Below are 24,344 nucleotides of genomic sequence, written 5' to 3' on the forward strand. Positions count from 1 at the left end.
GCATCACGGCGGTCGCGTGCCTTGACGTTTGTCGGGTGCACGCACCGGCGCTGACCACCGTCACATGTGGACACGCGCCGGGTTCAACGGCAGAGGGGGTGGCTGGTAAACTGCCCGCTGCATTCGCTGGAGGGTCTCCAGCGTCACCCAGCCTCCGCACGGATACATGTCCACCATCCTCAGCGCCAGCGCTCCCACCGCCTTCGAAATCAAGAGCGCCAACCTGCCTCTGGTGGCCTTGCTGCTCAAATCCGCCGACCTCGCTCGCCTGAGCACCGAATTCGCCCAGCGCTTTGGCGACATTCCCGATTTTTTTGACCACGATCCATTGGTCATCGACCTCTTCCCTCTGCAGGCCGCCGACCCCGGTGCCGCCATCGACTTCGCCGCGCTGGTCGGCCTGTTGCAGGCGCACCGCCTGAGTCCGCTGGCCGTTCGTGGCGGCAACGCCGAGCAGATGGCCCAGGCCGCATCGGTCGGCCTGATCGCCGCGCCCGACGCGACCGTGCATCGCCCCATCCCGGCCGCACCGCTGGAGGTGGCCCCAGCCGCGCCCGAGCCCGTCGCCCCGCCGACGCCCACCGCGGGTGCGATGGTGATCGACAAGCCCCTGCGGTCTGGCCAGCAGGTCTATGCGCGCGGCCGCGACCTGGTGGTCATGGCCATGGTCAACCCCGGCGCCGAGGTCATCGCCGACGGTCACATCCACGTCTACGCCCCGTTGCGCGGCAAAGCCATCGCCGGCGCGCGTGGCAACGCCGACGCGCGCATCTTCGCGCTCGCCATGTCGCCCGAGCTGATTTCCATCGCCGGCATCTACCGCACCAGCGAAAAGCCCCTGCCCCCCGAGGTGCAGGGCAAGGCCGCCCAGGTGCGCCTCACACCCGGCCCCGACGGCGACAAACTCGTCGTCGATGCCATTTCGGTCTGAGAAGCCTCCGACCACCGATTCCACCCCGATCCAGAAAGACCCCCTCACCATGACCAAAATCGTTGTCGTCACCTCCGGCAAAGGTGGCGTGGGCAAAACCACCACCAGCGCCAGCTTCGCCTCCGGCCTCGCCCTGCGCGGCCACAAGACCGCCGTCATCGACTTCGACGTCGGCCTGCGCAACCTCGACCTGATCATGGGCTGCGAACGCCGCGTGGTCTACGACCTGATCAACGTCATCCACGGTGAAGCCAACCTGAACCAGGCGCTCATCAAAGACAAGCAGTGCGACAACCTGTTCGTGCTCGCCGCCAGCCAGACGCGCGACAAGGACGCACTCTCGCAGGACGGCGTCGAAAAGGTGTTGAACGACCTGTCCGAGATGGGCTTCGAGTACATCGTCTGCGACTCCCCCGCCGGCATCGAAACCGGCGCGCTCATGGCCATGCACTTCGCCGATGAGGCGCTGATCGTGACCAACCCCGAAGTCTCCAGCGTGCGCGACTCCGACCGCATCCTCGGCATGCTCGGCAGCAAGACCAAGCGAGCCATCGAAGGCAAGGAGCCGATCAAGGAGCACCTGCTGATCACGCGCTACAACCCCACGCGCGTGGCCGACGGGCAGATGCTCTCGCTCGAAGACATCCAGGACATCCTGCGCATCAAGCTGATCGGCGTGATCCCCGAGAGCGAAAACGTGCTGACCGCGTCCAACCAGGGCATGCCCGCGATCCACCTCAAGGGCACCGACGTGGCCGAGGCCTACAGCGACGTGATCGAGCGCTTCCTGGGGGGCGACAAGCCGCTGCGCTTCATCGACGCCGAAAAGCCCGGCTTCTTCAAGCGCCTGTTCGGGAGCAAATGAGCATGTCGTTCCTGTCCTTCTTTCTGGGCGAGAAAAAGAAGACCGCCAGCGTCGCCAAGGAGCGGCTGCAGATCATCCTCGCGCACGAGCGCAGCGGCCGAAACGCCTCTGAACCCGACTACCTGCCGGCCCTGCAGCGCGAGCTGGTGGCCGTCATCAGCAAGTACATCAAGATCAACCAGGAAGACATCAAGGTCCAGCTGGACCGCCAGGACAACCTGGATGTGCTCGAGGTCAAGATCGAGTTGCCCGACCGCAAGTAGGCCGGTCGCCGTCGCGGCTTCACCTCGTGCTCTGCGGCGTGGGGGCGTACTTGTCACCCACCTGCTCGCGCAGCGGATGCGTGTCGTAAACGATGTGCATGCTCTGGATCCGTGCGCTGCCCGGCCGGAAGCCAAACACGTCCACGCAGGTGAAGTCCACCTGCCGCCCATCATTGAGTGTCCATTCGTAGCGGAAATAGGCGGCCACACGCACGGTTCCCGCGTCGGGCTCAACCTGGGCGAAGAGATCGATCAGCGTGATCACGCTGCGGCTTGATGCCTGTTCGAGCTTCTTGAAAAAATCACGAGCGACCCTGGTTCCCAGGAATGGGGAGTGGACCACGCCGTCGTCTTCAAACGCGGCAATCAATCCGGTGGTGTCGCTGGCGTGCAGGTGCTTCAAGTAAGTGCGAACGGTGTCAATGGCTTGTTGCGTCATGGGGGTTCCTTTCGGTTGGACGAGGCCAGAGCTTTGCATTCACTGCCGCCGAAGACAAGCCACAATGGACGCCAATTCATCAATGGTGTTTATGTATATCCGCTACCTCGAATACCTCAGGCGGGTTGTGGAACACGGCTCCTTTGCGGCCGCGGCCCAGGCGGTCGGGGTCTCGCAACCCGCCATCAGCCACGGCATCAAGCAACTTCAGCGGCATTTCCCGTCCCCACTGCTGGTGCGATCAGGGCGCCGCTGCGTCCCCACTGAACTGGCCCTGCGCGTGGCGTCGGACGGCATGGCCCTGGCGGAGCGGGTGGATGCACTGGTCGCGGCGGCGCCCCACCGGAGCGCTGCCGAGGTCCTGCGCGTGGGCCTCACGCCGTCGGCTGCGCTGGTGTGCGGGCCCGCCCTGTACAGCGCCTGGTGCCAGGGGCGTGGGCGCCGCCGTCTGGAGCTGTCAACCGCGGACGAGGGCCACCTCCTGGCCGGTCTGCAACGGCACGGGTTCGACATGGTGGTGTCGCCTCGCCCCCGTGGATTCAACCCAACGGGACTGACCTGCCAGGCGCTCTATCAGCTCCAGCCGGTGGTCTATGCCCGCAGCGCACATCCCCTGTCGAAGGCGCGGACGCTGGCAGATCTGCAGGGCGCGGCATGGGTCTCGGTGGGGCCGAGTGTTCGTGGTCCCGTGGATGTGCTGACCGAGGCATTTGCCGTGCGCCGGATGACGCCACCCCGTGTGGCCGTGAGTTGCCCGGACTACGCCAGCATGCTGAACCTGATGTCGCACTCGGACCTGCTCGGTGTCATCCCGCACCCGGTGCTGCTGACGGGGGATGCGCGGCAGCGGCTGGTCCCGCTGCGTCTGCGCGAGGCCTTGCCGCTCTATGAGATGTGGGTGTTCCGGGCGGCAGGTTCGCGCCAATCGGTGAGGCAGGTGGTGCAGCAGCTGTCTCTGGCGCTGGCCGCCCCGGTGCCCGGCCCCTGAACCGGAATCGCCGGATAGCGGTGTTCAAGGAGGCGCGTCCTGGAGCAAGGCAGCGGTGTCGGCGAACGAGGGCATGCCTGCGATGGCGCCCCTGGCGCGCACCGACAGCGCCGCGGCCGCGTTGGCCCAGTGCAGCGCCACCTCCAGCGGTTCACCGCGCGCGAGCGCGGCAGCGAGCGCCCCGTTGAAGGCGTCTCCGGCGCCGATCGTGTCCTTCACCGTCATCGAATGACCGGGCACCGTGTGCACCGGCTGGCCCGCCCGGTAGAGCGCCGCGCCCTGCGCACCCAGGGTCACCAGCACCGCGGCCACGCCTTGGTCCAGCAGGGCCTGGGCGGCGCGATCACGGTCCCCCTCGATGCCGCTGAGGGTGGCGAGCTCGGTTTCATTGGGCGTGAGCACGTTCACCAGCGCCGCCAATTCGACCGGCAGGGCACGCGCCGGCGCGGGGTTGAGCACGGTCCGCGCCCCGGCGGCGCGGGCCAGGCGGAAAGCGGCCAGCGTGGCGGGCAGCGGCACCTCAAACGAGGCCAAGACCACCCGGCAGGCACCGAACAGCGGCGCAGCGGCCACGACCTGGGCCGGCCCCAGACCGGCGTTGGCACCCGGACTGACCACGATGCTGTTGTCGCCATCGGGGTAGGTGAGGATCTGGGCCACGCCGCTGGGCTCGTTCGGTGCCTGTTCCACGCTCTGTGTGTCGATGCCTTCGCCGGTCCATAGCGCCAGCGCCATGCGGCCAAAGTCGTCGCGGCCGATGCGGGCCAGCACGGCCACCCGGGCACCCTGTCGCGCCGCGGCCACCGCGGCGTTGCTGCCCTTGCCTCCGGGGCTCACCTCGAAGCCGTCGCCCATCAGGGTTTCGCCCCGCGCGGGCGGGCGCGCCACCCGCGAGCTGAAGTCGGCATTCCAGCTGGCCACCACGACCACATCGGGGCCCTTCTTGGGGAGCAAAGCGGGGCTCATGGTCTGGATGGTGAAGCGTGTGGGGTCGTCATTTCAGACCGTAGCCCATGGTCTGCGGGAGCCACAACACGATCTGCGGAAACAGCGTCAGGGACAGCAGCAGCGCGAACAGCATGGCGATGAACATCCAGCCCTCTGTCACCATCTCGCCGATGGGAATGCCGGTGAGCGCCTTGGTGACAAACAGCAGCATGCCGAACGGGGGCGTGATCAGTCCGATCATCATGTTGAGCACCACCAGCACGCCGAAGTGCACCAGGTCGATGCCGAGCAGCGCCACCGTGGGCAGCAGCATGGGCACGAAGACCAGCAGCAGCACCGACACGTCCAGGAAACAGCCCAGCACCAGGAACATGAGGTTGACCAGCAGCAAAAAGCCGATACGGCCCAACTGCATGCTGTCGACCCACTGCGCCATGGCCTGGGGCAGGCCTTCGGCGGTGAAGGCGTAGTTGAGCATGAAGGAGCCGGCCAGGATCAGCGTGATCACGGCGCTGCCGCGCGTGGACTCCATGACCACGCCCCAGAACGTGCGCCAAGTGAGGGCGCGGTACACCACGCCCGCGAGGATCAGCGCGTGCAGCGCGGCCACGGCGGCCGCTTCGGTGGGCGTGAAGGCGCCCGAGTAGATGCCGCCCAGCAGCACGATGGGCATGGACAGCGGCAACGCGCCGCGAAACAGGATGGGCGGCCAGTCCTTGAGGGGTATCTTGTCTTCGCGCGGCATGTTGCGTTTGACCGCGATGAAGTGCACCACCGTCATCATGAGCACGGCCATCAGCACGCCCGGCACCACGCCGGCCAGGAACAGCGCGCCCACCGAAGCGCCCGACACCAGCGCGTAGATCACCATGGGAATGGACGGCGGAATGATCGGGCCCAGCGTGGCACTGGCCACCACCACGGCACCCGCAAAGCCCCGGCTGTACTCGGGCTTCTTGAGCATCTGCCGGATGGTCACCAGGCCGGGGCCGGCGGCGTCCGCGATCGCGCTGCCGCTCATGCCCGAGAAGATCACGCTCACCAGGATGTCGACCTGCGCCAGACCGCCCCGCATGCGGCCCACCAGGATGCGGCAGAAATCGAAAATGCGCTCGCTCACCGTGCCCGCGTTCATGACGTTGGCGGCAAACACGAACAGCGGCACCGCCAGCAGCACGTAGCTGTTGTACAGGCCGTTGCTCACCTGTTCGGCCACCAGGCCCAGGTCCTGCTGTTTGACCAGCAGGTAGGCCACCCCGGAGGCCAGCATCGAGAAGCCGATGGGCATGCGCAGCAGCATGCCCAGCACGAGCACCCCCACGAGAACAGAAATTCCTGGTGTCATCGAACAGCCCCTTTGAACGGCAAGAAAGAGGCGCCGCGGCGAGCGTCTCGGGTCACAGGCTCAGCTCGGCGTCGAGGCCTTTGCCCTGGAGGGCGGTCCAGATGGCCCACGCGGCGCGCATCACCAGACCGACCATCAACAGCACAAAGGGCAGGAAGACCCACATGAAAGGAATGCCCAACACGGGCGTGCCCTCGCGCTGCATGAAGCGCACATAGTCCCAGCTCGCGGGCAGGGCCACCAGGGCCAGCCCGCCCACCATCAGATGGCCCACGATGCGCATGACCCGGCGGGTGCGCAAGCCGACGCTGTTCCACACCAGGTCGAAGACCACGTGCTCTCGCTCGGGCACCAACGCCGCCGCGCCCCACAGGATCACCCACACGTAGAGGATGACCGCGGCTTCGTCGGTCCAGGGCAGCGGCCGGTTGAAGCCGAAGCGCGCCACGATCTGGACGATGAAGACCCCGAACATGATCAGGAACAGGCCGCCGCCCAAGGCGTTGGCCCCCCGGATGAACCAGCGCTGCATGCTCACTTCACCGCGTTGATGCGTTCAACCAGGCCCTTGGGCCAGACCTTGGCGTACTCGGAGTTCAGGTAGACCTGCTGCACGTGGGTGCGGAAGGCGGCCTGGTCCGGCGTGGTCACGGTCAGCCCCTGCTGCTTGAAGAAATCGATGATCTGGCCTTCTTCCTTGATGCGGTTCTCGTTGTTGAACAGTGCCGCGGCGGTGGCGGCGGTCTGCACCTTCTGCTTTTGCGCTGGGGTCAGGGCGTTCCAGGTCTTGTTGGCGATGGCCAGGAAGATGCCGTCCACCAGGTGGTTGGTCAACACGATCTGCTTGGTCACTTCATAGAACTTGGCCGAGCGCACCGACGGCAGCGGGTTGTCCTGGCCGTCGATGGTGCCGGACTTCAGGCCCAGGTAGACCTCGCCAAAGGCCAGCGGGGTGGCGGTGGCGCCCAGCGCTTCGCCCAGGAACAGCCACTCCTTGGAGCCGGGCATGCGCAGCTTCACCCCTTTGAGGTCGGCCGGCGTGCGCACGTTGCGCACCTCGCGCAGGTTGACCTGGCGGGTGCCCAGGTAGATGGTGGACAGCACCGTCACGTCCATCTTCTCGGACACGGTCTTGAACAGCTCCTGGCCGATGGGGCCGTTGAAGATCTTCTGCTGTTGCTGCGGGTCCTGGACCACATAGCCGGCGGTGAAGATGGAGAACTCGGGCACCAGTTTGGCGATGTCAAAGGCCGAGATGCTGGACAGCTCCAGGTTGCCGCGGGCCATGGCGGCCGGCTCGGTGCCTTGTTTGAACAGCGAGGCGTTGAGGTTGATCTGCACGTCGAATTCACCCGGCGCGCTCTTCTCCAGCGAATCCTTGAACACGGTCCACATCTTGGCGTGCCAGTCGTCGGCCACGGCGGGCGTGGAAATGCGCAGTGGCAGCTTGGTCTGGGCCTGCGCAATCGGGGTCATCAGGCCCGCGAGGGCCAGGGCGGAGGCGGTGGCCAGCAGGCCGCGGCGGATCATGGAAGGGGTGCTCATGTCGGTCTCCTTGTGGGTGTGGTGGCGGTGCGAAAGAGAAGCGTGGGTCAGTCTTTCAGGGGGTCCAAGGCCAGCGCCAGCAGGCGGCGGCGCAGCTCGGCGTGTTCGGAGGAGGTCACGGCCACCAGCGGTGCCCGCACCGTCAGCCAGGCGTGGTTGGCGTCGCGCTCGGCCATCACGGCCTTGAGTGCGGGCATCAACGAGAAGCCGTCGAGCATGGCGAGCACGTCCTTGACGCGCTGCAGGTCGCGCACCGCACCTGGGCCGTCGGGTTCGCTCACCAGGCGGTGCACCAGCCGGGGCACGAAGTTGGCGAGGCCGCTGATGGCGCCCGTGCTGCCGAGGCGGCCGAGGGCGGGCAGGTCGGGCTCGAAGCCCACGTAGACCGTGAGGTCCTTCATGAAGGCGCCCGCCAGCGCCAGCGAGTGCGCCTGGTCACACTGGCTGTCCTTGATGCCCAGGATCTGCTGCGGGTAGGCGTTGAACAGGGTGCGGATCACGTGGTGCGACAGGGGCACGCCCGTGACCTGGGGGATGTGGTACAGGTACACCGCGAGTTCCGGCGACATGGACTGGTCCAGGATCTGGCGGAAGCTGTCGATGATGCCCTGGTCGGACACGCCCTTGAAATAGAAGGGCGCGAGGACCAGGCAGCCGTGCACGCCCAGCGCGGTGGCGTGGCGGGTGAGGGCCACGGTTTCGGGCACGGCGGTGCAACTGGTGCCCACGATGAGGCGCTCGGCCGGCACCCCGCGCGCGATCAGCCCTTCGACGGCGGCCATGCGTTCGGCCACCGAAAACGACGGGCCCTCGCCGGTGGTGCCGAAGGCGGTGACACCGCCACAGCCCGCCGCCAGCAGGCGTTTGGCATGGGCGGCGAAGGCGTCGAGGTCGATCTGCTGCGCCGCGTCCAGCGGGGTCAGCATGGCGGTCCAGATGCCGACGAAGGCGGGTTTTTTGGGGGAGGTCATGGCGTGGCGGTTTGTGAGGACCACGGCAGCGTGGGCCGTGGCAGTCCGAGCACGCGGCGTCGCGCGCTCTCGATGTGGTGACCCAGGCGTTCGGCCACCGCCGTGGTGTCGCGGCGGCGCAGCGCCTCGATGAACCACAGGTGTTCTTCCATCGCGGCCAGCAGGATGTCGGCCGAGAGGCTGGAATTCTCAAACTTGATCAGGCGCACGCGCAGGCTGTTGATGCGGTAGATCTCGGAGATCAGCGCGTTGCCCATGGCGTCGATCATGTGTTCGTGCAGACCCCAGTCGACCTGGGTCGCCCGGGCCAGCAGGCCCTCGTCGATCGGGCCGGTGCGGGCGCGCTCGACGATGGCGCGGTGTTCGTCCTCGATCCGCGCCAGCTCGGCGTCGCTCGCTTCCTGCGCAAAGCGGATCGCCGATTCGCGCTCCAGCAGCAGGCGCAGCTCGAAGGCGTTCCTGATCAGCTTCAGATCGACCTGCGCCACCTGCAGCCCTCGCTGCGGCACGGTCTGCAGCAGGCCCTCGGCCTCCAGGCGCGGGATGAGTTCGCGCACCGCACCCAGCGGCATGCCGAGCAACTGCATCAACTCGCGCTGCGAGATGAACTGCCCGGGCCGGATCTGTGCCCGCACGATCTGCTCGCGGAAATTCTCGTAGGCCTGCACGCGCAGGCTGGGCACGCGGGCTTGGGAACGGCCCGGCGCTGCGCTCATTCGAAAGCCTCCGTGCTTCGCACTGCGGTGCGAGCGGGCTTGGGGCGGCCCGGCGCTGCGCTCATTCAAGATCCTCCAGATCGGCGTCGCGCACCACGCCCTTGCGCAGCAGGAGGTTGCCGTAGGGGCGGCGTTCGCCGGTGCGCAGGATCAAGAAGGCCCGCGAGGCCAGCGCATAAAACGCATGCCGCTCCACACCCTGCGACGCGGGCACACCGGCCGCCAGCAGGTGCTGCTGGAAGGCGGCCACCGGCGGCGGCACGGCCGTGGCGTCGCCCACCACCTCCATGTGGCGCGCAGCGCCGGCTTCAACATCGTCGACCGGCATCAGCTGCAACACGGCGCGCAGCACCGCGGGCGCATCGGCGCCGGGCAGTTGCACCAGGCGCGCGCCGTGGGCAGCGGCCACCCCTGCGGCCGGGAAGTTGGCGTCCACGATCGCGAGATCGTCTCCATGGCCCATGCTGGCCAGCGCGTGCAAGGCATCGGGGGTGAACAGGGGCGGAATGCGTTTGAGCATCGGTGGGTCGGGCGGATCGGGTTAAGGAACATCACGGTGCGGCCATGGGCTGACACACTGACATGTTAGTTCGATGCTGGTTAACAGTTCACCGGTGAAAACCCTGATGACCCCACCCACGCGCGCACTTGCTCAAGCTGACGCTTCCACCTGCCACAACCCTGCCTGGGGCCGGTCTATCATGGCCGCATGCTGATCGAAACCCTGGGTGCCGCCCGCGACATGGGCCGTCTCAACGCCATCCTCGGCGTGCTGATCCGCCACGGCTTTGGCGACAGCGTGCGCCGCCTCGGCCTGGCCGATCGGCTGGAAAAAGCGGGTCATGCCATCAAATGGGACCACGCCGCCGACCTCGCCCGGCTGGAGCCGCCGGTGCAGCTGCGCCTCACGCTCGAAGAGCTCGGCCCCACCTTCGTCAAGCTCGGCCAGATCCTCGCCGGTCGCGCCGACCTGTTCGGCCCCGACTACATCGCCGAGTTTGAGAAGCTGCACAGCAACGTGCCCGCCCTGCCACTGGAGCAGCTGCGGCCCCAGTTGCGCGAAGACCTGGGCGGCGAGCCCGAAGCCGTGTTCGCGCGCTTTGACGTGGAACCGCTGGCCGCGGCGAGCATCGCCCAGGTGCACCGTGCGCAGTTGCACGACGGCAGCGAAGTGATCGTCAAGATCCGCCGCCCCGGCATCACCGAAATCATCGAAGCCGACCTGCGCCTGCTCGCGCGCCTGGCCGCGCTGGCCGAGGCCGAACTGCCGGCCTTGAAGCCCTACCGCCCGCAGCAGCTGGTGCGCGAACTCGCGCGCTCATTGCAGCGCGAGCTCGACCTGGCCAGCGAATGCCGCAGCGCCGAGCGCATCGCCGCCAACCTGGTGGCCCTGCCCTGGATCGTGGTGCCCAAGGTGCACTGGGCGCACACCAAAGAACGCGTCAACGTGCAGGACTTCGTGGGTGGCATCGCCGGTCACGACCTGGCCCGGCTCGACGCCGAAGGGCTGGACCGCAACCTGCTCGCCCGGCGCGGCGCACAGGCCGTGCTGAAGATGATCGTGGAAGACGGCTTCTTCCACGCCGACCCGCACCCCGGCAACGTGTTCTACCTCGACGGCAACCGCATCGCCTTCATCGACTTCGGCATGGTCGGTCGGCTCTCGACGCGCCGGCGCGAAGAGCTGCTGCACCTGCTGCTGGGGCTGGTCGAGCGCAACCCTCAGACCGTGGCCGACGTGCTGCTCGACTGGACCGGTGACGACCACGGCCTCAACCTGAGCGCGCTGGAAACCGAGATCGAGACCTTTGTCGACCAGTACCACGGCGCACCGCTGGCCGAGCTCAACCTCGGCCAGATGCTGGCCGACGTCACCACCATCCTGCGCGAGCACCACCTCGGTCTGCCGTCCGACATGGCCCTGCTCATCAAGGCCTTCATCACACTCGAAGGCATGGGCCGAGGGCTCGACCCGACGTTCCACATGACCACCGAGGCCCTGCCCATGCTCCAGCGCGTGGTGCGCGCGCGCTACCAACCGAAGGTGGTGGCGGGCCGCGCTTGGCAGACGCTGCGACGCACGCTGGCCGTGGCCGAGCAACTGCCGCACGACGTGTCGCGCCTGCTGCGCAACGCGCGCCGTGGCAAGGTGCACGTGGGCATCGAGCTCGCGCACCTCAAGCGCGTGGGCGACCAGATCGACCGCGCCGCCAACCGCCTCACCATGGCGCTGGTGATCGCCGCGCTCATCATCGGCTCGTCCATTGTCATGACCGTCAAGGGCGGCCCCACCCTGTTTGGCCTGCCCGCCTTTGGCTTCCTCGGCTTTGCCAGCGCGTTCGTCGGCGGGCTGTGGCTGGTGCGCGCGATCTGGCGCAGCAGCAAGGGGCGCGACCTGCCCGACGGCGACTGAGCGGCTCGGCCCATGCTCGCCCACCACCACAACAACCCAATCAGGAGCTTCCGCAGATGAACTGGAACCGAATGCTCCCGTTCGCGATGGCGCTGGGCCTGCTGGTCGGCGGCTGCGGCACCACGGTGGTCAACCCCGTCACCGGGCAGACCGAGCGCACCACCATGGACGAGTCCGCCGAGCTCACCGAGGGCAAGAAGGCCCACGCCGAGGTGCTCAAGGAATACGGCGTCTATCGGGACGCCCGCCTGCAGGCCTATGTGAACGAGGTCGGCCAGAAGCTGGCAAAACAATCCCACCGCGCCAACATCCCCTGGACCTTCACCGTGCTCGACAGCGCGGAGATCAACGCCTTCGCGCTGCCCGGTGGCTACGTCTACGTCACGCGCGGCATCCTGGCCTACATGGAGAACGAGGCTGACATGGCCGGCGTGATCGGCCACGAAATCGGCCACGTCACCGCCCGCCACGGCGCCCAGCGCGCCACCCGTCAGCAGACGGCCGGCCTGGGCGTGCTCGCCGCCACCGTGCTCGGCGCCGTGCTCGAAAGCAAGGTCGGCGTGAGCGGCGGCACCGAGATGTTCGGGCAGATGGCCCAGGGCATGGCCGCTGGCTACGTGGCGAAATACAGCCGCGAGCAGGAGCTGCAGGCCGACACGCTCGGCGCCGAGTACCTTGCGCGCAGCCAGTACGACCCGCGCCACATGATCGACGTGATCCGCGTGCTCAAACTGCAGGAGGCTTTTGCCATCGACGAGGCCCGCGCCGCCGGCCAGCCCGCGCCAGAACGCGACAGCTGGCTCTCGTCCCACCCCAGCAACGACCAGCGCCTGCAATCCATCAGCCAGAACGCCGCCAAGTACCAGGGCACCTACGCCTCCGATGGCGGCCAGCGCTTCATGCAGGTGATCCATGGCATGCGCTTCGGCGAAACACCCGAGCAGGGCCTCACGCGGGGGCAGAATTTTTACCACCCTGCCATGGGCATCACCATGGCCGCACCCGCCGGCTGGCGCATCCAGAACGAACCGGAAGCCCTCACCTTCGCCAGCCCGCAGGGCGACGCCGCGCTGCGCGTGCTCGCCGTGCCGCCCAACGCCGGCAACACGCACGACGACATCATTCGCAACGCCCTGCAGCCCAGCGAAGGCACAACCACGCGCGGCCACATCAACGGGTTCACGGCCACCCACTTCGTCGGTGCGCGCAAAGGCAGCAACGGTCAGCCGCAGACCCTCGAAGCCACGCTCGTGACCGGGCCCAAGCAGAACACCTTCGTGATGCTCTACCTCGCGGTGAACCCGGCCGCGCGCCAGCTCGCCATGCCCGGGATGACAGCCACCGAAAAATCGTTCCGCGCGATGAACGCGGCCGATCAGCAGCTGGCCCGGCCGTGGGTTGTGCACCTCGTGCCCTTCCCGCGCGGCGGCTTCGCCGAGCTCGCGCGCCAGTCGGCCGTGCCTGAAAAACGCTTGCAACTGCTCAACGGCACCTACGGCCGCAGCGACCCGCCGGTGGGGCAGATGGTCAAGGTGGTGAAGGCGGAATGAGCGCAGCGCCGGGCCGTTCCCAAGCCAGCTCGCACCGCAGCCCGCAGGGCGAAGGTACTCCAGTGAGCGCCGCCCGGCCGCTCCGAAGGCGCTCAGCCCCGCAGTGCCCTGCACGGAGGGTCGTCCAATGAGCGCCGAGCCGGACGACGGAAGCGCTGGCCAAGCGGGCCTGGACGCCGCGAACCTCTTCCGCCCGCTGGACAGCGACGGGGTCAGTGGCCTGACGATCGGTCTCGTGCTCGCGGCGCTGGTGTTCGGCGCTTACGCGGTGTTCAACTGGCCGGGCTCACCGAAGGCCGCGGTCATTGCTCCGCCGCCACAGGCAGCCACCCCTGAAAAGGCGCCCGTCACACCCGTTCTGCCCGCCGTCGCTTCGACCGCAGTGCCCACCGCGTCAGCCACCCCCTCGCCCGCCGGCCCGCAGCGCTGCGACCACACAGGCCAGGTGCTGTACACCGACCAAGCCTGCCCGGTCGAATCGAAGTCCCGAGGCGTGGACGTCTCAGACCCCCTCAGTACGGGCGGCAAAAGCATCACGCTCTACCGCTGCAAAGGGGCGGGGCAGTTCTGGTCACGTGTGCACTGCCAGCACCGCGGGGCGTACGTTGTCCGGGCTTACACCGTACCGGCAGACGTTTCCCTGGCAGACCAGATTGCGTTCGCAGACAACCGCATGGCCGAACTTACCCCGCCACCCATCCCCCAAGGCGGCGTGACCCCGGCGGCCCGGGTGCCCGATGACAAAGCCTGGCGTTGCAAGCGCCTCAAGGAAGAGATCGCCGCGCTGGACGCCTACGCCAGGCATCCCTTGCCCCCAGGCGAACAGGACCGGGTGCGGTTTGAGCGCAAGAACGCCAGAGATCAGCAGTTCCGCTTGCATTGCTGACACAATTTCCACATCGTGGTACATTACCGGGTTCGCCTTGGGCGACCGCGCACGTCAAGCGTCTGAAGATGCCCTGACGCACCACCCCCGGCAGAGGGGTGGCCGGTCCAGCCCCTCCATCGCGAGCCGCGCCTGCTCCGCTCCCTCTGTCGAGGGCGGTAACGTCGCAAATCCTTTCCCTGCTGTTGTGCCGATGCCCCTGCCGAGGGTCGTGCGCTGGTACCGACGGGTTGCCTGCTCTGTCTTGCATCCTGGCGGTTCCTGGTTTTTTCAGTCGGGCACCCCGGCGCCTGGGGCTGCCACATGTGTTTGTTCGGGCGCAACAGGTATGGCTGCTGAGGCGGCGATCCTGGCCCTTTGATGTTTTTGATGATTCATACGATTTCCACGACCACGCCTTCGCAAGGTCTTTCTTCTCTCACCTTGGGCCAGTACCGCATTGCGGCTGGCTCTCGCCCGCTGGACAGCGGGCGTTTTGCCGCTCAGGTGTCCATCGCCAGCGGTTCCGGCAGCGCTTGTACCGCCCGTGTCATGCGTTTCCACGATGATTTCGCGACCCACGACGCTGCGGCAGATTACGCCGTGGCGCAGGGTATTGACTGGGTGAACGACGCACTGCGCGCTCGCGCCCGCCCCGGTGCCGCTGCGGCGCCTCAGATTTGTATTTGAAGCAAAGGAGCCTCACATGGCCAAGGAAGAACTGATCGACATGATGGGCATCGTCAACGAGGTGCTGCCCGACACGCGCTTTCGTGTGACGCTGGACAACGGTCACCAGCTGATCGCCTACTCCGCCGGCAAGATGAAGAAGAACCACATCCGCATCCTCGCGGGTGACCGGGTTTCTCTGGAGCTCTCGCCTTACGACCTGACCAAGGGTCGGATCAATTTCCGCCACATCGAAGGCCGCGGCCCCATCGTTCCGCGCAAACCGCGCTGATCGAAGTGCCGCTCCTTCAGGGGCGGTTGGGCTCACATGCCCATGCCACCATCCACCGGCAGGCCCACGCCGGTGATGAAGCGCGAGGCGTCGGAGCACAGGAAGACCACCGCGTCGGCCATCTCGCTCACGGTGCCCAGGCGCCCAAGCGGCGTCTGTTCGATGATCGCGCCGACGGCTTCTTCCGGCGTGGCGAAGAGCCCCGCCGTGACCACGTCGCCCGCCAGTTTCATGCCCATGTCGGTGGGTACCAGCCCCGGGTAGACGCAGTTCACCCGCACCCCATACCCCAGCTTGCCCGACTCCATCGCCGCCACGCGCGTGAGCCGGTCGACCGCCGATTTGGTGGCCGAATAGCCCGCGATCGCCGGGAAGGCGATGGTGGCCGCCACCGACGACACGTTGACCACCACGCCGCCCTGCCCGGCCAGGCCGCCCGGGCGCATGACGCGAAAGGCGTGCTTGAGACCCAGCGCCGTGCCCACGATGTTGACGTCGAGCATGCGGCGCAGTGCCTCGGGCTCAATCTCGGTCACCAGGGCGGTCTCCTCGATGCCGGCGTTGTTGATCAGGATGTCGAAGCCGCCCAGGACGGCGTGTGTGGCGCTCACGGCCGTGAGCCAGCTGGCTTCGTCGGTCACGTCCAGGTGCACGAAAGCCGCCTGGGCGCCGGTGGTGGTCAGCGCGCTGGCCGTGTCCCGGCCCTCGTCTTCCAGCACATCGCCAATCATCACGGCAGCCCCAGAGGCGGCCAGCGCCACCGCCATGCCGGCGCCCAGGCCCCGGGCACCTCCGGTGACCAATGCCCTGCGGCCCGTGAGATCAAAAACTGGCATGCAACCCTCCTGTGTCTGAATGGATGAAGGCCCGGGCGATGCCTGGGCCGACGGCACTCTAGTCAGAACATGGGCGTCGGGGGTGAAACCCCCTGTAGACATTGACGCAGCCGCCCGTCAGGGCGAGAGGGGACGTCAGCCCGGTGTGCGCGCCCGACGCGCCCGCACCGCTGCCGCCAGGCCCTGCAGCACCGGCACGGTCTGCTCCAAGCTGATGCAGGCGTCGGTCACGCTCACGCCGTGTTGCAGTGGCTGGCCGGGCACGATGTCCTGCCGGCCTTCATTGAGGTGGCTCTCGATCATCAGGCCGGTGATGCGCGCGTCGCCGGCCGTGATCTGCTGCGCCACGTCGGCCGCCACCTCGATCTGTTTGCGGTGCTGCTTGCTGCTGTTGGCGTGCGAGACATCGATCATGACCTGCTCGCGAAGGCCGGCTGCCTTCAGCAGTGCGCAGGCGGCGTCGACATCGGCGGTTGAATAGTTGGGTGCCTTGCCCCCGCGCAGGATCACGTGACAGTCCGCGTTGCCACGGGTTTCGAAGATCGCGGCCTGGCCCATCTTGGTCATGCCCATGAAGGCGTGGGGCGCCTGCGCGGCCTGGATGGCGTCGCTCGCGACCTTCACGCCGCCGTCGGTGCCGTTCTTGAAACCCACCGGGCACGAGAGACCGCTGGCCAGCTGGCGGTGGCTCTGGCTTTCTGTCGTGCGCGCGCCGATGGCGCCCCAGCTCACGAGGTCGCTGATGAACTGGGGCGACAGCAGGTCCAGGAACTCGGTGCCCACCGGCAGACCCACGGCCAGCACGTCCAGCAGCAGTTGGCGCGCCAGCTCCAGGCCTTCGTTGATGGCGAAGCTGCCGTCCAGGTGCGGGTCGTTGATGTAGCCCTTCCAGCCCACCGTGGTGCGCGGTTTTTCGAAGTACACGCGCATGACGATCAGCAGCGCGTCGCCCAGCGCGTCGGCCTGTTCTTTCAGCCCGCGCGCGTAGGCCATGGCCTGGTCGTGGTCGTGGATGGAGCAGGGGCCGACCACGACGATCAGGCGGTCATCCTGGCCGTGCAGCACACGCGAGAGCGCGGTGCGGCTCCGCTCAACCAGCGCCTGCGCGGCCGGCGGCGTCGGCAACCATTCCTGCAGCAGGGCGGGCGTGATCAGCGGTCGCACCGCGCCGATGCGCAGGTCGTCAACACGGGTGGTGTCGTGGGTGGACAAGGGAGTGGCGGGGCGGTGGGCGTGCATGGTCATAGCCCGGTATTGTCGCGTGGCCACCGCGGGCCAGCTACCCGCCACGCGTGAAACGCGGCGGGGTGTCCCATCTCAGGGACGGCGGAAGGCGGTGGGCTGGCGCGCCCAATACACGTTGTTGAGGCGGTCCAGCCGCACGGTGCCGCCGGTGGACGGCGCGTGCACGAAGCGGCCTTCGCCCACGTAGATGCCCGCGTGAAAGGGCCGGCCGCTGCCGAAGATCACCAAGTCGCCGGTGCGCAGGTCGTCGGTGTCCACCGGCTCGCCGAAGCCGGACAGCTGCGCCACCGTGCGCGGCGGGGCGATGCCGGCGCGGCTCTTGTAGACGTAGCCGATCAGGCCGCTGCAGTCGAAGCCGCTGTCCGGCGTGTTGCCGCCGTAGCGGTAGGGCGTGCCCACCAGCCCCAGCGCGTGGATGGCGATGTCGCTCGACTGCTCGGCCGACAGCGCGCGGTACGCCGGCCCGCGCGACGGGGGCGCGCTGCCGCAGCCCGCGATCAGCAGGCTGGCGGTCAGGGCGAGGCAGGGCAGAACGCGGCGCATGGGTGACAAGGGTAACGGATGGGCCATCGCAGGCCCACCGTGTCGCCCGACCGGATCAGCCCTCAGCAGTGGCGACCGCCGCCGAAGCCGTGCGAGGAGGCGCCACCAGGCGGTTGGCCACGCTCAACACGGCTCGCACCGAGGCGGTGACGATGTTGCTGTCCAGGCCCACGCCAAAGGTCGCGCCCGGGGTGCCGGCGAGCCCCGCCTCCACGATGGCCAGGGCCTGTGCTTGCGCCCCCGCGCCGGTGGCCCGTTCCTCGTAGCCGTGCACCTCCAGCGGCAGGCCCAGGGCATCCACGGTGGCGGCAATCGGGCCGTTGCCCTGCCCTTGCAGCGTCTGCCGCAGGCCTTCGATCGTGACGTCCAGCTCGATGCCCTGGCCGTCCTCCGACAGGCGGTGCGCGTGGCAGGTGATGGCCTGTGCCACGGTTGACAACGCGGTGCCCGGGTTGAGGTAGGTGGTCTGGAACAGCGCCCAAAGCGCGGGGCCGCTCATCTCGGTTTCGCTGGCGTCGGTGTGGCGCTGCACGGCCGCGCTGAACTCCACCTGCATGCGCCGGGGCATCACCACGCCGCGCTCGCGCTCCAGCAGAAAGGCGATGCCACCTTTGCCCGACTGGCTGTTGACGCGGATCACGCTGTCGTAGGTGCGGCCGAGATCGGCCGGGTCGATGGGCAGGTAGGGGATCTGCCACAGGCCCTGGGGATCGTGCGCCGCAAAGCCCTTCTTGATCGCGTCCTGGTGCGAGCCCGAGAACGAGGTGAACACGAGGTCGCCCGCGTAGGGGTGGCGCGGGTGGACGGGCAGGCCCGTGCAGGCCTGTGCCACGCGCGCCACGCCGTTGATGTCGGTGAAGTCGAGGCCCGGGTGGATGCCCTGGGTGTAGAGGTTGAGCGCGACCGTGACCAGGTCGAGGTTGCCGCAGCGCTCGCCGTTGCCGAACAGGCAGCCTTCCACGCGCTGTGCCCCGGCCAGCATGGCCAGCTCGGCCGCGGCCACGCCGGTGCCGCGGTCGTTGTGCGGATGCACCGAGAGCACGATGTGCTCGCGTGGGCTCAGGTGCCGGTGCATCCACTCGATCTGGTCGGCGAACACGTTGGGCGTGGCGTTTTCCACCGTGCTGGGCAGGTTGATGATCACCTCGCGCCCGGGGCCCGCACCCCAGGCGGCGATGGCCGTCTGGCAGGCCTTGAGCGACACCTCCAGCTCGGTGGCGCTGAAGGTCTCGGGCGAGTACTGCAGGGTCCAGCGTGTCTCGGGCCGGGCGTCGGTGAGGCGCTTGAGGAGCGACACGTGGTCCTGCACCAAGGCCATCACCTGCGTCACGTTCATGCCGAACACCACGCGGCGCCAGACCCTGGCGGTGGCGTTGTACAGGTGCACGATGGCGCGCGGAGCGCCGCGCATGACGTCTACCGTGCGCTCAATGAGATCGGCGCGCGACTGCGTCATCACCATCAGCGTCACGTCATCGGGCACGAGGTTTTCGTCGATGAGGCGGCGCACGAAGTCGTGGTCGGTCTGTGAGGCGGCCGGAAAACCCACCTCGATCTCCTTGAAGCCGATGCGCACCAGCTCCTGAAAGAGCTTCATCTTGCGCTCGACGTTCATGGGCTCGAACAGGGCCTGGTTGCCGTCGCGCAGGTCGGTGGACAACCAGATGGGGGCCTGGGTGAGGGAATGGGATGGCCAGGTGCGGTCGTGCAACTCGACGGGGGCAAAGGCCTGGTACTTGCGGGCGGGATGGGCAATCATGAGCGGCTCCACGAATCGGGGGGGCTGAAAAAACAAAAGCGACATCCCCTTCAGCCCTCCATCGCAATGGAGGCTGGTTCGTGGGCCGGGGTCTGGGGGAAGTCGGGTGTTGCGCTTCAGGCAACAAGAGAGGCGAACGCAGGCAGACCCCGGCCGAGCACTAGGCTTAGCGATAGGGTGGACAGGGTTGTGCGGCGTTGCATGGCGCAAATCGTAGCACGGGCCTCCGGGCGAAGGTCCGTCGGCTGATGGGCGGCGGTCAGCGGGCGCTCAAGGCACCCTTTGGCACGGTGGGACGCGCCAGCAGCTTGGCCACGACGGCCTTGGTGCAGCGCTGCAGGCCCATCAGGTAGCTGTGGTCGGGGTTGGCCACGCCGTGGCGCGTGCGCAGGTCGTGGCGCATGCGGTGCAGCAGCTCGGTGGCCATCTCGGCGTCGGCCAGCGCGCGGTGGGCCTGGCCCGTGCGCGGCAGGCCGAAGCGGTCCACCAGCGAACCCAGCTTGTGGCTTGGCGCCTCGGGGTAGAGCCGGCGCGACAGCAGCACCGTGCAGGCAAAGGGCTGCAACGCCGGCTGGCCGCACAGCGCCAGCTCGGCCTGCCAGAAGCGGCGGTCGAACGAGGCGTTGTGCGCCACCATCGGCACGTCGCCGACAAAGCGCGACGCCTCGGCCATCACCTGTGTCGCGGGGGGCGCGGCCTGCACCATGGCGTTGGTGATGCCGGTCAGCTGCGTGATGAAGCCGGGGATGTAGACGCTCGCGTTCATCAGGCTCTGGTAGCGGTCTACGATGCGGTCGCCCTCGCTGATCACGATGGCCACCTCGGTGGCGCGGTCGCCCATGCCGGGCGAGATGCCGGTGGTTTCAAAGTCGATGACGGCGATGCGGTTCATGTGGAGGCCAGTGGGGTGGCGCGGGGCAGGTGGAGGACGAAGCGCATGCCGCCGTCGGCGTTGGCCGCGGTGATCGTGCCCCCCATTTTCGCCATGTAGGTGCGCGCCACGAACAGGCCCTGGCCCCGGCTCTCGCCGGGGGCGCTGGCGTCGGTCACGCCGTATTCAAAAATCGTGTCCAGCCGCTCGGGCTCGATGGCCGGGCCGGTGTTGTGGATGGCGAATCCGGCCATGGCGCCGCGGTCGTCGAGCGTGAGGGTGATGGGCGTGCCCGCCGGGCGGTAGCGGTCGGCGTTGCGCAGCACGTGGGTCACCACGTCTTCCAGCGAGTGCTCGCTGGCCTGCACCCACACCGGTGCAGCGGCGGCGTCGAAGACCACGTTCTGAATGCCCGCGTACGGCGCGTTGGCCGCCACGTGCCGCAGAAACTGGTTCAGGTCCAGCGTGTCCACCTCCACCGAGGCCGAGGTGATGGCCTCGCTCGGCGAGGCGCTGCCGTAGAGCACACGCACCGCCTGCTGCATGCGGTGCACGTAGCGGTGGCTGGGGTCGGCGGCGTCGCCGTGCAGCACCATCAGCGACTGCAGCGGCGACATGATCTCGTGGCCCACGGCGTGCCACATGTCGCGCTCCTGTTCGTTGCGCAGGTGCTCGCGCCGCACGCCCTCCTTGATGCGCTCCAGCAGCGTGGCCAGCGTGTTGGCCAGGATGCCGAGCTCGTCGCGCCCGCCCAGGTCGCTCACGTCCAGCTCGCCCAGGCGGCGCTCGATCTGCGGATCCTGCATGTTGTAGCGCAGCGCGGCGGCGCGTTTCGTGAGCGTGGCCACGCGGCGGATCAGGCCGACCTCGATGACCAGCCAGGCCAGCACGATGGCCGCCAGCATCGCGCCCACGAAACCGCTCATGCGCGTGGCGCCCGCGCTCAGGTCCCGGTCCACGCTCGCGAGTTCACCGCTCAGGCTGAGCTGGTAACGCCCGCTGGAGGTGGCCACCGTTTCCTGCGCCTGCACCTGCGTGCGGGTGTCGGCCGAGGGCAGGCGCAGGATCAGGCGCGTGAGCCAGGGCGCGGCCACGTCAGTGCCCTTGTCCTGCCCGCGCAGCTGCGTCACCAGCTGGGGCGCCCCGCTGCCCAGGCGCTCGATGCGCAGCACCTCGCCGCCCGCCAGCGTGGAGCCCAGGTGCTGGAGTGAAAAGGGCAACACCGCGTCGGTCCGCGCGCTGTCGAACAACACCCGCCCGTCGGCGCCCAGCCACTGCAGCTGCAGCCGGGTCTGGTTCAGGTTCGCGGGTGGCCAGCTGCGCGACGGCGTGGTGAACAGCGCCTGGCGCCAGGTTTCGATGGGCACGCGCAGCGACAGCAGCGTGCGGCGTGTGCAGCCGGGCAAGGCCTGGTCGGGCAAGGCGCAGCCAGGCTCCTGCCACAGCCAGCCCCGGAAATCACGCACCGGCAGCGAGCCTTTCACCAGCGCCGCGCCTTCGCCCCGGAAACCGGTCAGGCGGCCACGCAGGCCGCCCTCGCCGTCTTGTGCGGGGGCGTCGCCCGGCGCCTCGAACGGCGCCACCCAGCGCTCCGTGCCGTGGGCGGTGTCGGCGCGGATCACCGCGTGGCTGACCGGCCCCAGGTCCAGCGTGCCAGGCTCGCGCGCCACGGCCGGCGGCAGCACCAGATCGGCCACGAGGTAGACCACGCCGCCCGCGTAGGCGCTGTTGCCCACGCCCACGCAGAGCTGCCCGCCGTCGTCGGGCCAGTGCACCGCGCAGCCGCTCATCTCCACCGCCTGCCGCGCCTTGAACGGGTCGGAATAGTCCAGCGCTGAAAACGGCAGCACCACCGGCGTGAGCCCCGCGCCCGAGGGCGCCGCCGCGTCGGCGTTGATCAGCGCGAGCTGCCCGGTCGGGTGGCGCAGCTGCGCCGCCATGGTCGACAGCGTCTGGTGGAAACCCGCCTCGTAGCGCTCGCGGGCGCGCTGCTTCTCTTCGGCCAGCAGCGTCAGCGCCAGCACCACCACGGCCAGCGCCAGCAGCAGGAACACCCCGTGAAAAACGATGCGACGGCGGAAGGCCGAGAGCGGCAGGCGCGGCAGCGCCAGCGCGGGCAGCGAAGGCAGGTCGAGCGGGCCGAACTTCATCGTGCCCAGCGAAAGCCGCGCATGGGCACGTTCTCGATCGCGTCGAACGTGGGGTCGAGGTCGCGGAAGGCGTCGCGGATGCTGCTCACGTGCTTGCGCACGTTGTCGCGGTTGCGCCCGCTCTTGACCACCTCGTACAGCTCCTCGTAGCTCACGGTTTGGCCCTTCTTTTGCACCAGCGTGGCGAGGATGCGCTGCGCGGTCAGCGGCAGGTTGATGCGCTGTCCGCGCCAGGTCGGGCTTCGTTGCCAGAGCGGGTCCAGGCTCAGCTCGTCGGCGGCGGGCGCGGGCTCGGCCGTCTTCTGCGCCTTCGCCGTGCGCAGGATGTCGAGAAAGGTCTCGACGAACTCGGCCTCGTCGAAGCTGGTTTTCTGCAGGTAGTCCCAGGCGTCGAGCGCCTTCATGATGCTGCGGTAGATGGCGGCCGGCATGGCCGAGACCACCAGCACCGGCGTGCCCTGGTGCAGCTTGTTGATGGTGTTGATGAGGGCCACACCCGCGTGCCGTTCGCGGCCGAGTTCGATGTCCAGCACCACCAGGTCGTAGCGCTCACGCGCCAGGGCGGCCTCGGCGCTGTCGCGGTCGAACCACTGGTGCACCGTCAGCTCCGGGCGTGCGGCTTTGATCCAGCCCGCGAGCTGGTGGCTGGTGGGGCGGTCGTCCTCGATGACGGCGATGGTGTGCATGGCGCCCATTATCGAAGCGCCATTGCGCGGGCCGCTGTGAGTTTTTCTTCCGGGGCCGGCGGTGAACCCGCCCGGCGACCGCATTGAGACTTCCGCGCCTTCCGGGAACGATGCAGGGCATGGCGAACCCGCGGTTGGGTTGGCCAGAAACCACCGGAGAAATTCCATGCTGCTGCGTCTCAAGTCCCTGACCCGTTCCGTCCGTGTTGCCTTGGCCCGTCTGGTCCGCCGTGCCGCCCCCGGAGCGGCCACCGGCGACGCGGCGCCCTCCGGGCGTCCACTGCCCACCCTGCCGCTGCGGCCACTGCTTTTGACCCTGGGCGTGACGGCGGCGGCGCTCGGTGCCGGCTACCTGATCGTGAAGCACCCGCCGGTGCAGCAGCTGGCCCCCGGCCACCTCGCGCTGCGCACCAACCAGCTCACGGGCGACACCACCGTCTGGCGCAGCGGCCCGGTGTGGGCCCTGCCCGGCCTGTACCAGGTGGCCCGCTACCCGCTGCAAGACCAGACCTGGCACGCCGCCAGCATGGCCAGCGCCGACGGCCCCTCGCCCGCGCAGTCGGTTGAAGGGCTGTCCATCGGCCTCGACCTGAGCGTGCGCTACGCCATCGACCCGGCGCGCCTGACCGCCGCCAAAGCCGCGTCGCTGCCCGAGCGGCTCGACACCCAGATCGTCGAACCGGCGGTGCAGTCCACGGTCTACAAGATCATCGCGCGCCACACCGTGCGTGAGATCTTCTCGTCGCAACGCGCCCAGATCGAGCAGGAGATCGAAGGCCAGATCCGCACCAAACTCGCGGCCGACGGCCTGCTGCTGCGCTCCATCCACATCGGCAAGATCGACCTGCCCGAGGACTACCGCCGCGGCATGGAGGTGCTGCTGACCGAAGGCCTCTCGGCCGAGAAGATGCGCTACACGCTGGAGCTGCGCGAGAAGCAGGTGAAAGAAAGTGAACTCACCGCCAGCGCCGACAAGGCCCGCCGCGAGATCGCCGCCGAAGCCGCGGGCCGTGAGCAGGTGATCGCCGCCAAGGCGCAGGAAGAAGCGATGAAACACGTGCTGCCCTTCAAGCAGCGCCAGATCGAGCAGCGCAAGCTCGAAGCCGAGGCCAACCGCGTGAGCCGTGTGCAGCAGGCCGAGGGCGAAGCGCAGGCACGCCGCATCGAAGCCGCGGGCGAGGCCGAGGCGCGGCAGAAGCTCGCCGACGCCGAGGCCTACCGCCTCACCCGCGTGGGCAAGGCCAACGCTGAGCAGATGGCCGCCGAAGGCGCGCTCATCACCAAGCACCCGCTGCTGATCCAGAAGACCATGGCCGACCGCCTGAGCGACAAGGTGCAGGTCATCATCGCCTCGCCCTCGCAGGGCGGCTTCATCGGCAACAACCTGCTCGGCAGCGTGGCGCGGGCGCAGACCGCCGCTTCTGACGTGCCAGCCGACAGCGCGGAGCAGTGAG

Annotated in this window: 25 protein-coding genes; 10 read left to right on the forward strand and 15 right to left on the reverse strand. The window is 68.3% G+C overall.

What is annotated here, in order from left to right; translation table 11 throughout:
- Positions 1–166 precede the first annotated feature (166 nt).
- From minC to minE, 3 genes are read left to right on the forward strand one after another with little or no spacing between them, the layout of a single operon-like run.
- Positions 167–931, forward strand: a complete 765-nt coding sequence (minC, locus tag B0E41_RS09190; protein ID WP_077330787.1) for a septum site-determining protein MinC — start codon at positions 167–169, stop codon at positions 929–931.
- Positions 932–980: 49 nt separating this feature from the next.
- Complete coding sequence (gene minD / locus B0E41_RS09195; protein WP_077330788.1) at positions 981–1,796, forward strand: septum site-determining protein MinD; 816 nt, start codon at positions 981–983, stop codon at positions 1,794–1,796.
- Positions 1,797–1,798: 2 nt separating this feature from the next.
- Positions 1,799–2,059, forward strand: coding sequence for a cell division topological specificity factor MinE (gene minE / locus B0E41_RS09200; protein ID WP_077330789.1), 261 nt, complete (start codon positions 1,799–1,801; stop codon positions 2,057–2,059).
- A gap of 19 nt (positions 2,060–2,078) precedes the next feature.
- On the opposite strand, the gene B0E41_RS09205 is transcribed toward minE, so the two are convergent.
- Positions 2,079–2,498, reverse strand: a complete 420-nt coding sequence (locus B0E41_RS09205; RefSeq protein WP_077330790.1) for a nuclear transport factor 2 family protein — start codon at positions 2,496–2,498, stop codon at positions 2,079–2,081.
- A gap of 91 nt (positions 2,499–2,589) precedes the next feature.
- Here B0E41_RS09205 and B0E41_RS09210 point away from each other — a divergent pair, with 91 nt between their 5' ends.
- Positions 2,590–3,486: a LysR family transcriptional regulator gene (locus tag B0E41_RS09210; protein WP_077330791.1), complete on the forward strand. Its 897-nt coding sequence runs from the start codon at positions 2,590–2,592 to the stop codon at positions 3,484–3,486.
- 24 nt (positions 3,487–3,510) lie between these two features.
- On the opposite strand, the gene B0E41_RS09215 is transcribed toward B0E41_RS09210, so the two are convergent.
- From B0E41_RS09215 to B0E41_RS09245, 7 genes are all read right to left on the reverse strand, one after another.
- The gene (locus B0E41_RS09215; RefSeq protein WP_077330792.1) at positions 3,511–4,452 is read right to left on the reverse strand and encodes a ribokinase; all 942 of its coding nucleotides are present in this window, start codon (positions 4,450–4,452) and stop codon (positions 3,511–3,513) included.
- 28 nt (positions 4,453–4,480) lie between these two features.
- Positions 4,481–5,779, reverse strand: a complete 1,299-nt coding sequence (locus B0E41_RS09220) for a TRAP transporter large permease (RefSeq protein ID WP_077330793.1) — start codon at positions 5,777–5,779, stop codon at positions 4,481–4,483.
- Positions 5,780–5,831: 52 nt separating this feature from the next.
- Positions 5,832–6,311 (reverse strand): TRAP transporter small permease, encoded by a 480-nt coding sequence (locus tag B0E41_RS09225; RefSeq protein WP_077330794.1) that lies wholly within the window; start codon positions 6,309–6,311, stop codon positions 5,832–5,834.
- Between the two features lie 2 nt (positions 6,312–6,313).
- Positions 6,314–7,324, reverse strand: coding sequence for a sialic acid TRAP transporter substrate-binding protein SiaP (locus tag B0E41_RS09230; RefSeq protein ID WP_077330795.1), 1,011 nt, complete (start codon positions 7,322–7,324; stop codon positions 6,314–6,316).
- Positions 7,325–7,371: 47 nt separating this feature from the next.
- On the reverse strand, positions 7,372–8,295 hold the full coding sequence (locus B0E41_RS09235; protein WP_077330796.1) for a dihydrodipicolinate synthase family protein: 924 nt from the start codon (positions 8,293–8,295) through the stop codon (positions 7,372–7,374).
- Positions 8,292–9,011, reverse strand: coding sequence for a GntR family transcriptional regulator (locus tag B0E41_RS09240; RefSeq protein ID WP_077330797.1), 720 nt, complete (start codon positions 9,009–9,011; stop codon positions 8,292–8,294). The genes B0E41_RS09235 and B0E41_RS09240 overlap by 4 nt, the downstream gene beginning before the upstream one ends.
- Before the next feature lie 61 nt (positions 9,012–9,072).
- Positions 9,073–9,531, reverse strand: a complete 459-nt coding sequence (locus tag B0E41_RS09245) for an RbsD/FucU domain-containing protein (RefSeq protein WP_077330798.1) — start codon at positions 9,529–9,531, stop codon at positions 9,073–9,075.
- Between the two features lie 189 nt (positions 9,532–9,720).
- On the opposite strand from B0E41_RS09245, the gene B0E41_RS09250 reads away from it, so the two are divergent.
- The 5 genes from B0E41_RS09250 (at position 9,721) to infA (ending at position 14,800) form a co-directional block, all read left to right on the forward strand.
- The gene (locus tag B0E41_RS09250) at positions 9,721–11,424 is read left to right on the forward strand and encodes an AarF/UbiB family protein (RefSeq protein ID WP_077330799.1); all 1,704 of its coding nucleotides are present in this window, start codon (positions 9,721–9,723) and stop codon (positions 11,422–11,424) included.
- Between the two features lie 56 nt (positions 11,425–11,480).
- Positions 11,481–12,974: a M48 family metalloprotease gene (locus B0E41_RS09255; protein ID WP_077330800.1), complete on the forward strand. Its 1,494-nt coding sequence runs from the start codon at positions 11,481–11,483 to the stop codon at positions 12,972–12,974.
- A 127-nt stretch (positions 12,975–13,101) separates the two neighbouring features.
- Entirely contained in the window at positions 13,102–13,860 is a 759-nt protein-coding gene (locus tag B0E41_RS09260) for a hypothetical protein (protein WP_077330801.1), read from the forward strand.
- Between the two features lie 369 nt (positions 13,861–14,229).
- Positions 14,230–14,529, forward strand: a complete 300-nt coding sequence (locus B0E41_RS09265) for a hypothetical protein (RefSeq protein WP_236963028.1) — start codon at positions 14,230–14,232, stop codon at positions 14,527–14,529.
- Between the two features lie 16 nt (positions 14,530–14,545).
- The gene (infA, locus tag B0E41_RS09270) at positions 14,546–14,800 is read left to right on the forward strand and encodes a translation initiation factor IF-1 (RefSeq protein WP_077330802.1); all 255 of its coding nucleotides are present in this window, start codon (positions 14,546–14,548) and stop codon (positions 14,798–14,800) included.
- A 32-nt stretch (positions 14,801–14,832) separates the two neighbouring features.
- On the opposite strand, the gene B0E41_RS09275 is transcribed toward infA, so the two are convergent.
- From B0E41_RS09275 to B0E41_RS09305, 7 genes are all read right to left on the reverse strand, one after another.
- Positions 14,833–15,636 carry an SDR family oxidoreductase gene (locus B0E41_RS09275; protein ID WP_077330803.1) on the reverse strand — a complete coding sequence of 268 codons (804 nt, stop codon included), beginning with the start codon at positions 15,634–15,636 and terminating at the stop codon, positions 14,833–14,835.
- Between the two features lie 135 nt (positions 15,637–15,771).
- Positions 15,772–16,881, reverse strand: a complete 1,110-nt coding sequence (locus tag B0E41_RS09280) for a 3-deoxy-7-phosphoheptulonate synthase (RefSeq protein ID WP_077330804.1) — start codon at positions 16,879–16,881, stop codon at positions 15,772–15,774.
- A gap of 72 nt (positions 16,882–16,953) precedes the next feature.
- Complete coding sequence (locus B0E41_RS09285; RefSeq protein WP_077330805.1) at positions 16,954–17,424, reverse strand: C40 family peptidase; 471 nt, start codon at positions 17,422–17,424, stop codon at positions 16,954–16,956.
- A 55-nt stretch (positions 17,425–17,479) separates the two neighbouring features.
- Positions 17,480–19,183, reverse strand: a complete 1,704-nt coding sequence (gene leuA / locus B0E41_RS09290; protein WP_077330827.1) for a 2-isopropylmalate synthase — start codon at positions 19,181–19,183, stop codon at positions 17,480–17,482.
- A gap of 259 nt (positions 19,184–19,442) precedes the next feature.
- Complete coding sequence (locus tag B0E41_RS09295; RefSeq protein ID WP_077330806.1) at positions 19,443–20,075, reverse strand: 3'-5' exonuclease; 633 nt, start codon at positions 20,073–20,075, stop codon at positions 19,443–19,445.
- Positions 20,072–22,204, reverse strand: a complete 2,133-nt coding sequence (locus B0E41_RS09300) for a HAMP domain-containing sensor histidine kinase (RefSeq protein WP_077330807.1) — start codon at positions 22,202–22,204, stop codon at positions 20,072–20,074. The genes B0E41_RS09295 and B0E41_RS09300 overlap by 4 nt, the downstream gene beginning before the upstream one ends.
- Positions 22,201–22,890 (reverse strand): response regulator, encoded by a 690-nt coding sequence (locus tag B0E41_RS09305; RefSeq protein WP_077330828.1) that lies wholly within the window; start codon positions 22,888–22,890, stop codon positions 22,201–22,203. The genes B0E41_RS09300 and B0E41_RS09305 overlap by 4 nt, the downstream gene beginning before the upstream one ends.
- A 166-nt stretch (positions 22,891–23,056) precedes the next feature.
- Between B0E41_RS09305 and B0E41_RS09310 the strand changes: the two genes are divergently transcribed.
- Positions 23,057–24,343, forward strand: a complete 1,287-nt coding sequence (locus B0E41_RS09310; RefSeq protein WP_077330808.1) for an SPFH domain-containing protein — start codon at positions 23,057–23,059, stop codon at positions 24,341–24,343.
- The last annotated feature ends 1 nt before the right edge of the window (position 24,344 follow it).

Source organism: Hydrogenophaga sp. A37, assembly GCF_002001205.1.
In the GTDB taxonomy this organism is placed as follows: domain Bacteria; phylum Pseudomonadota; class Gammaproteobacteria; order Burkholderiales; family Burkholderiaceae_C; genus Hydrogenophaga.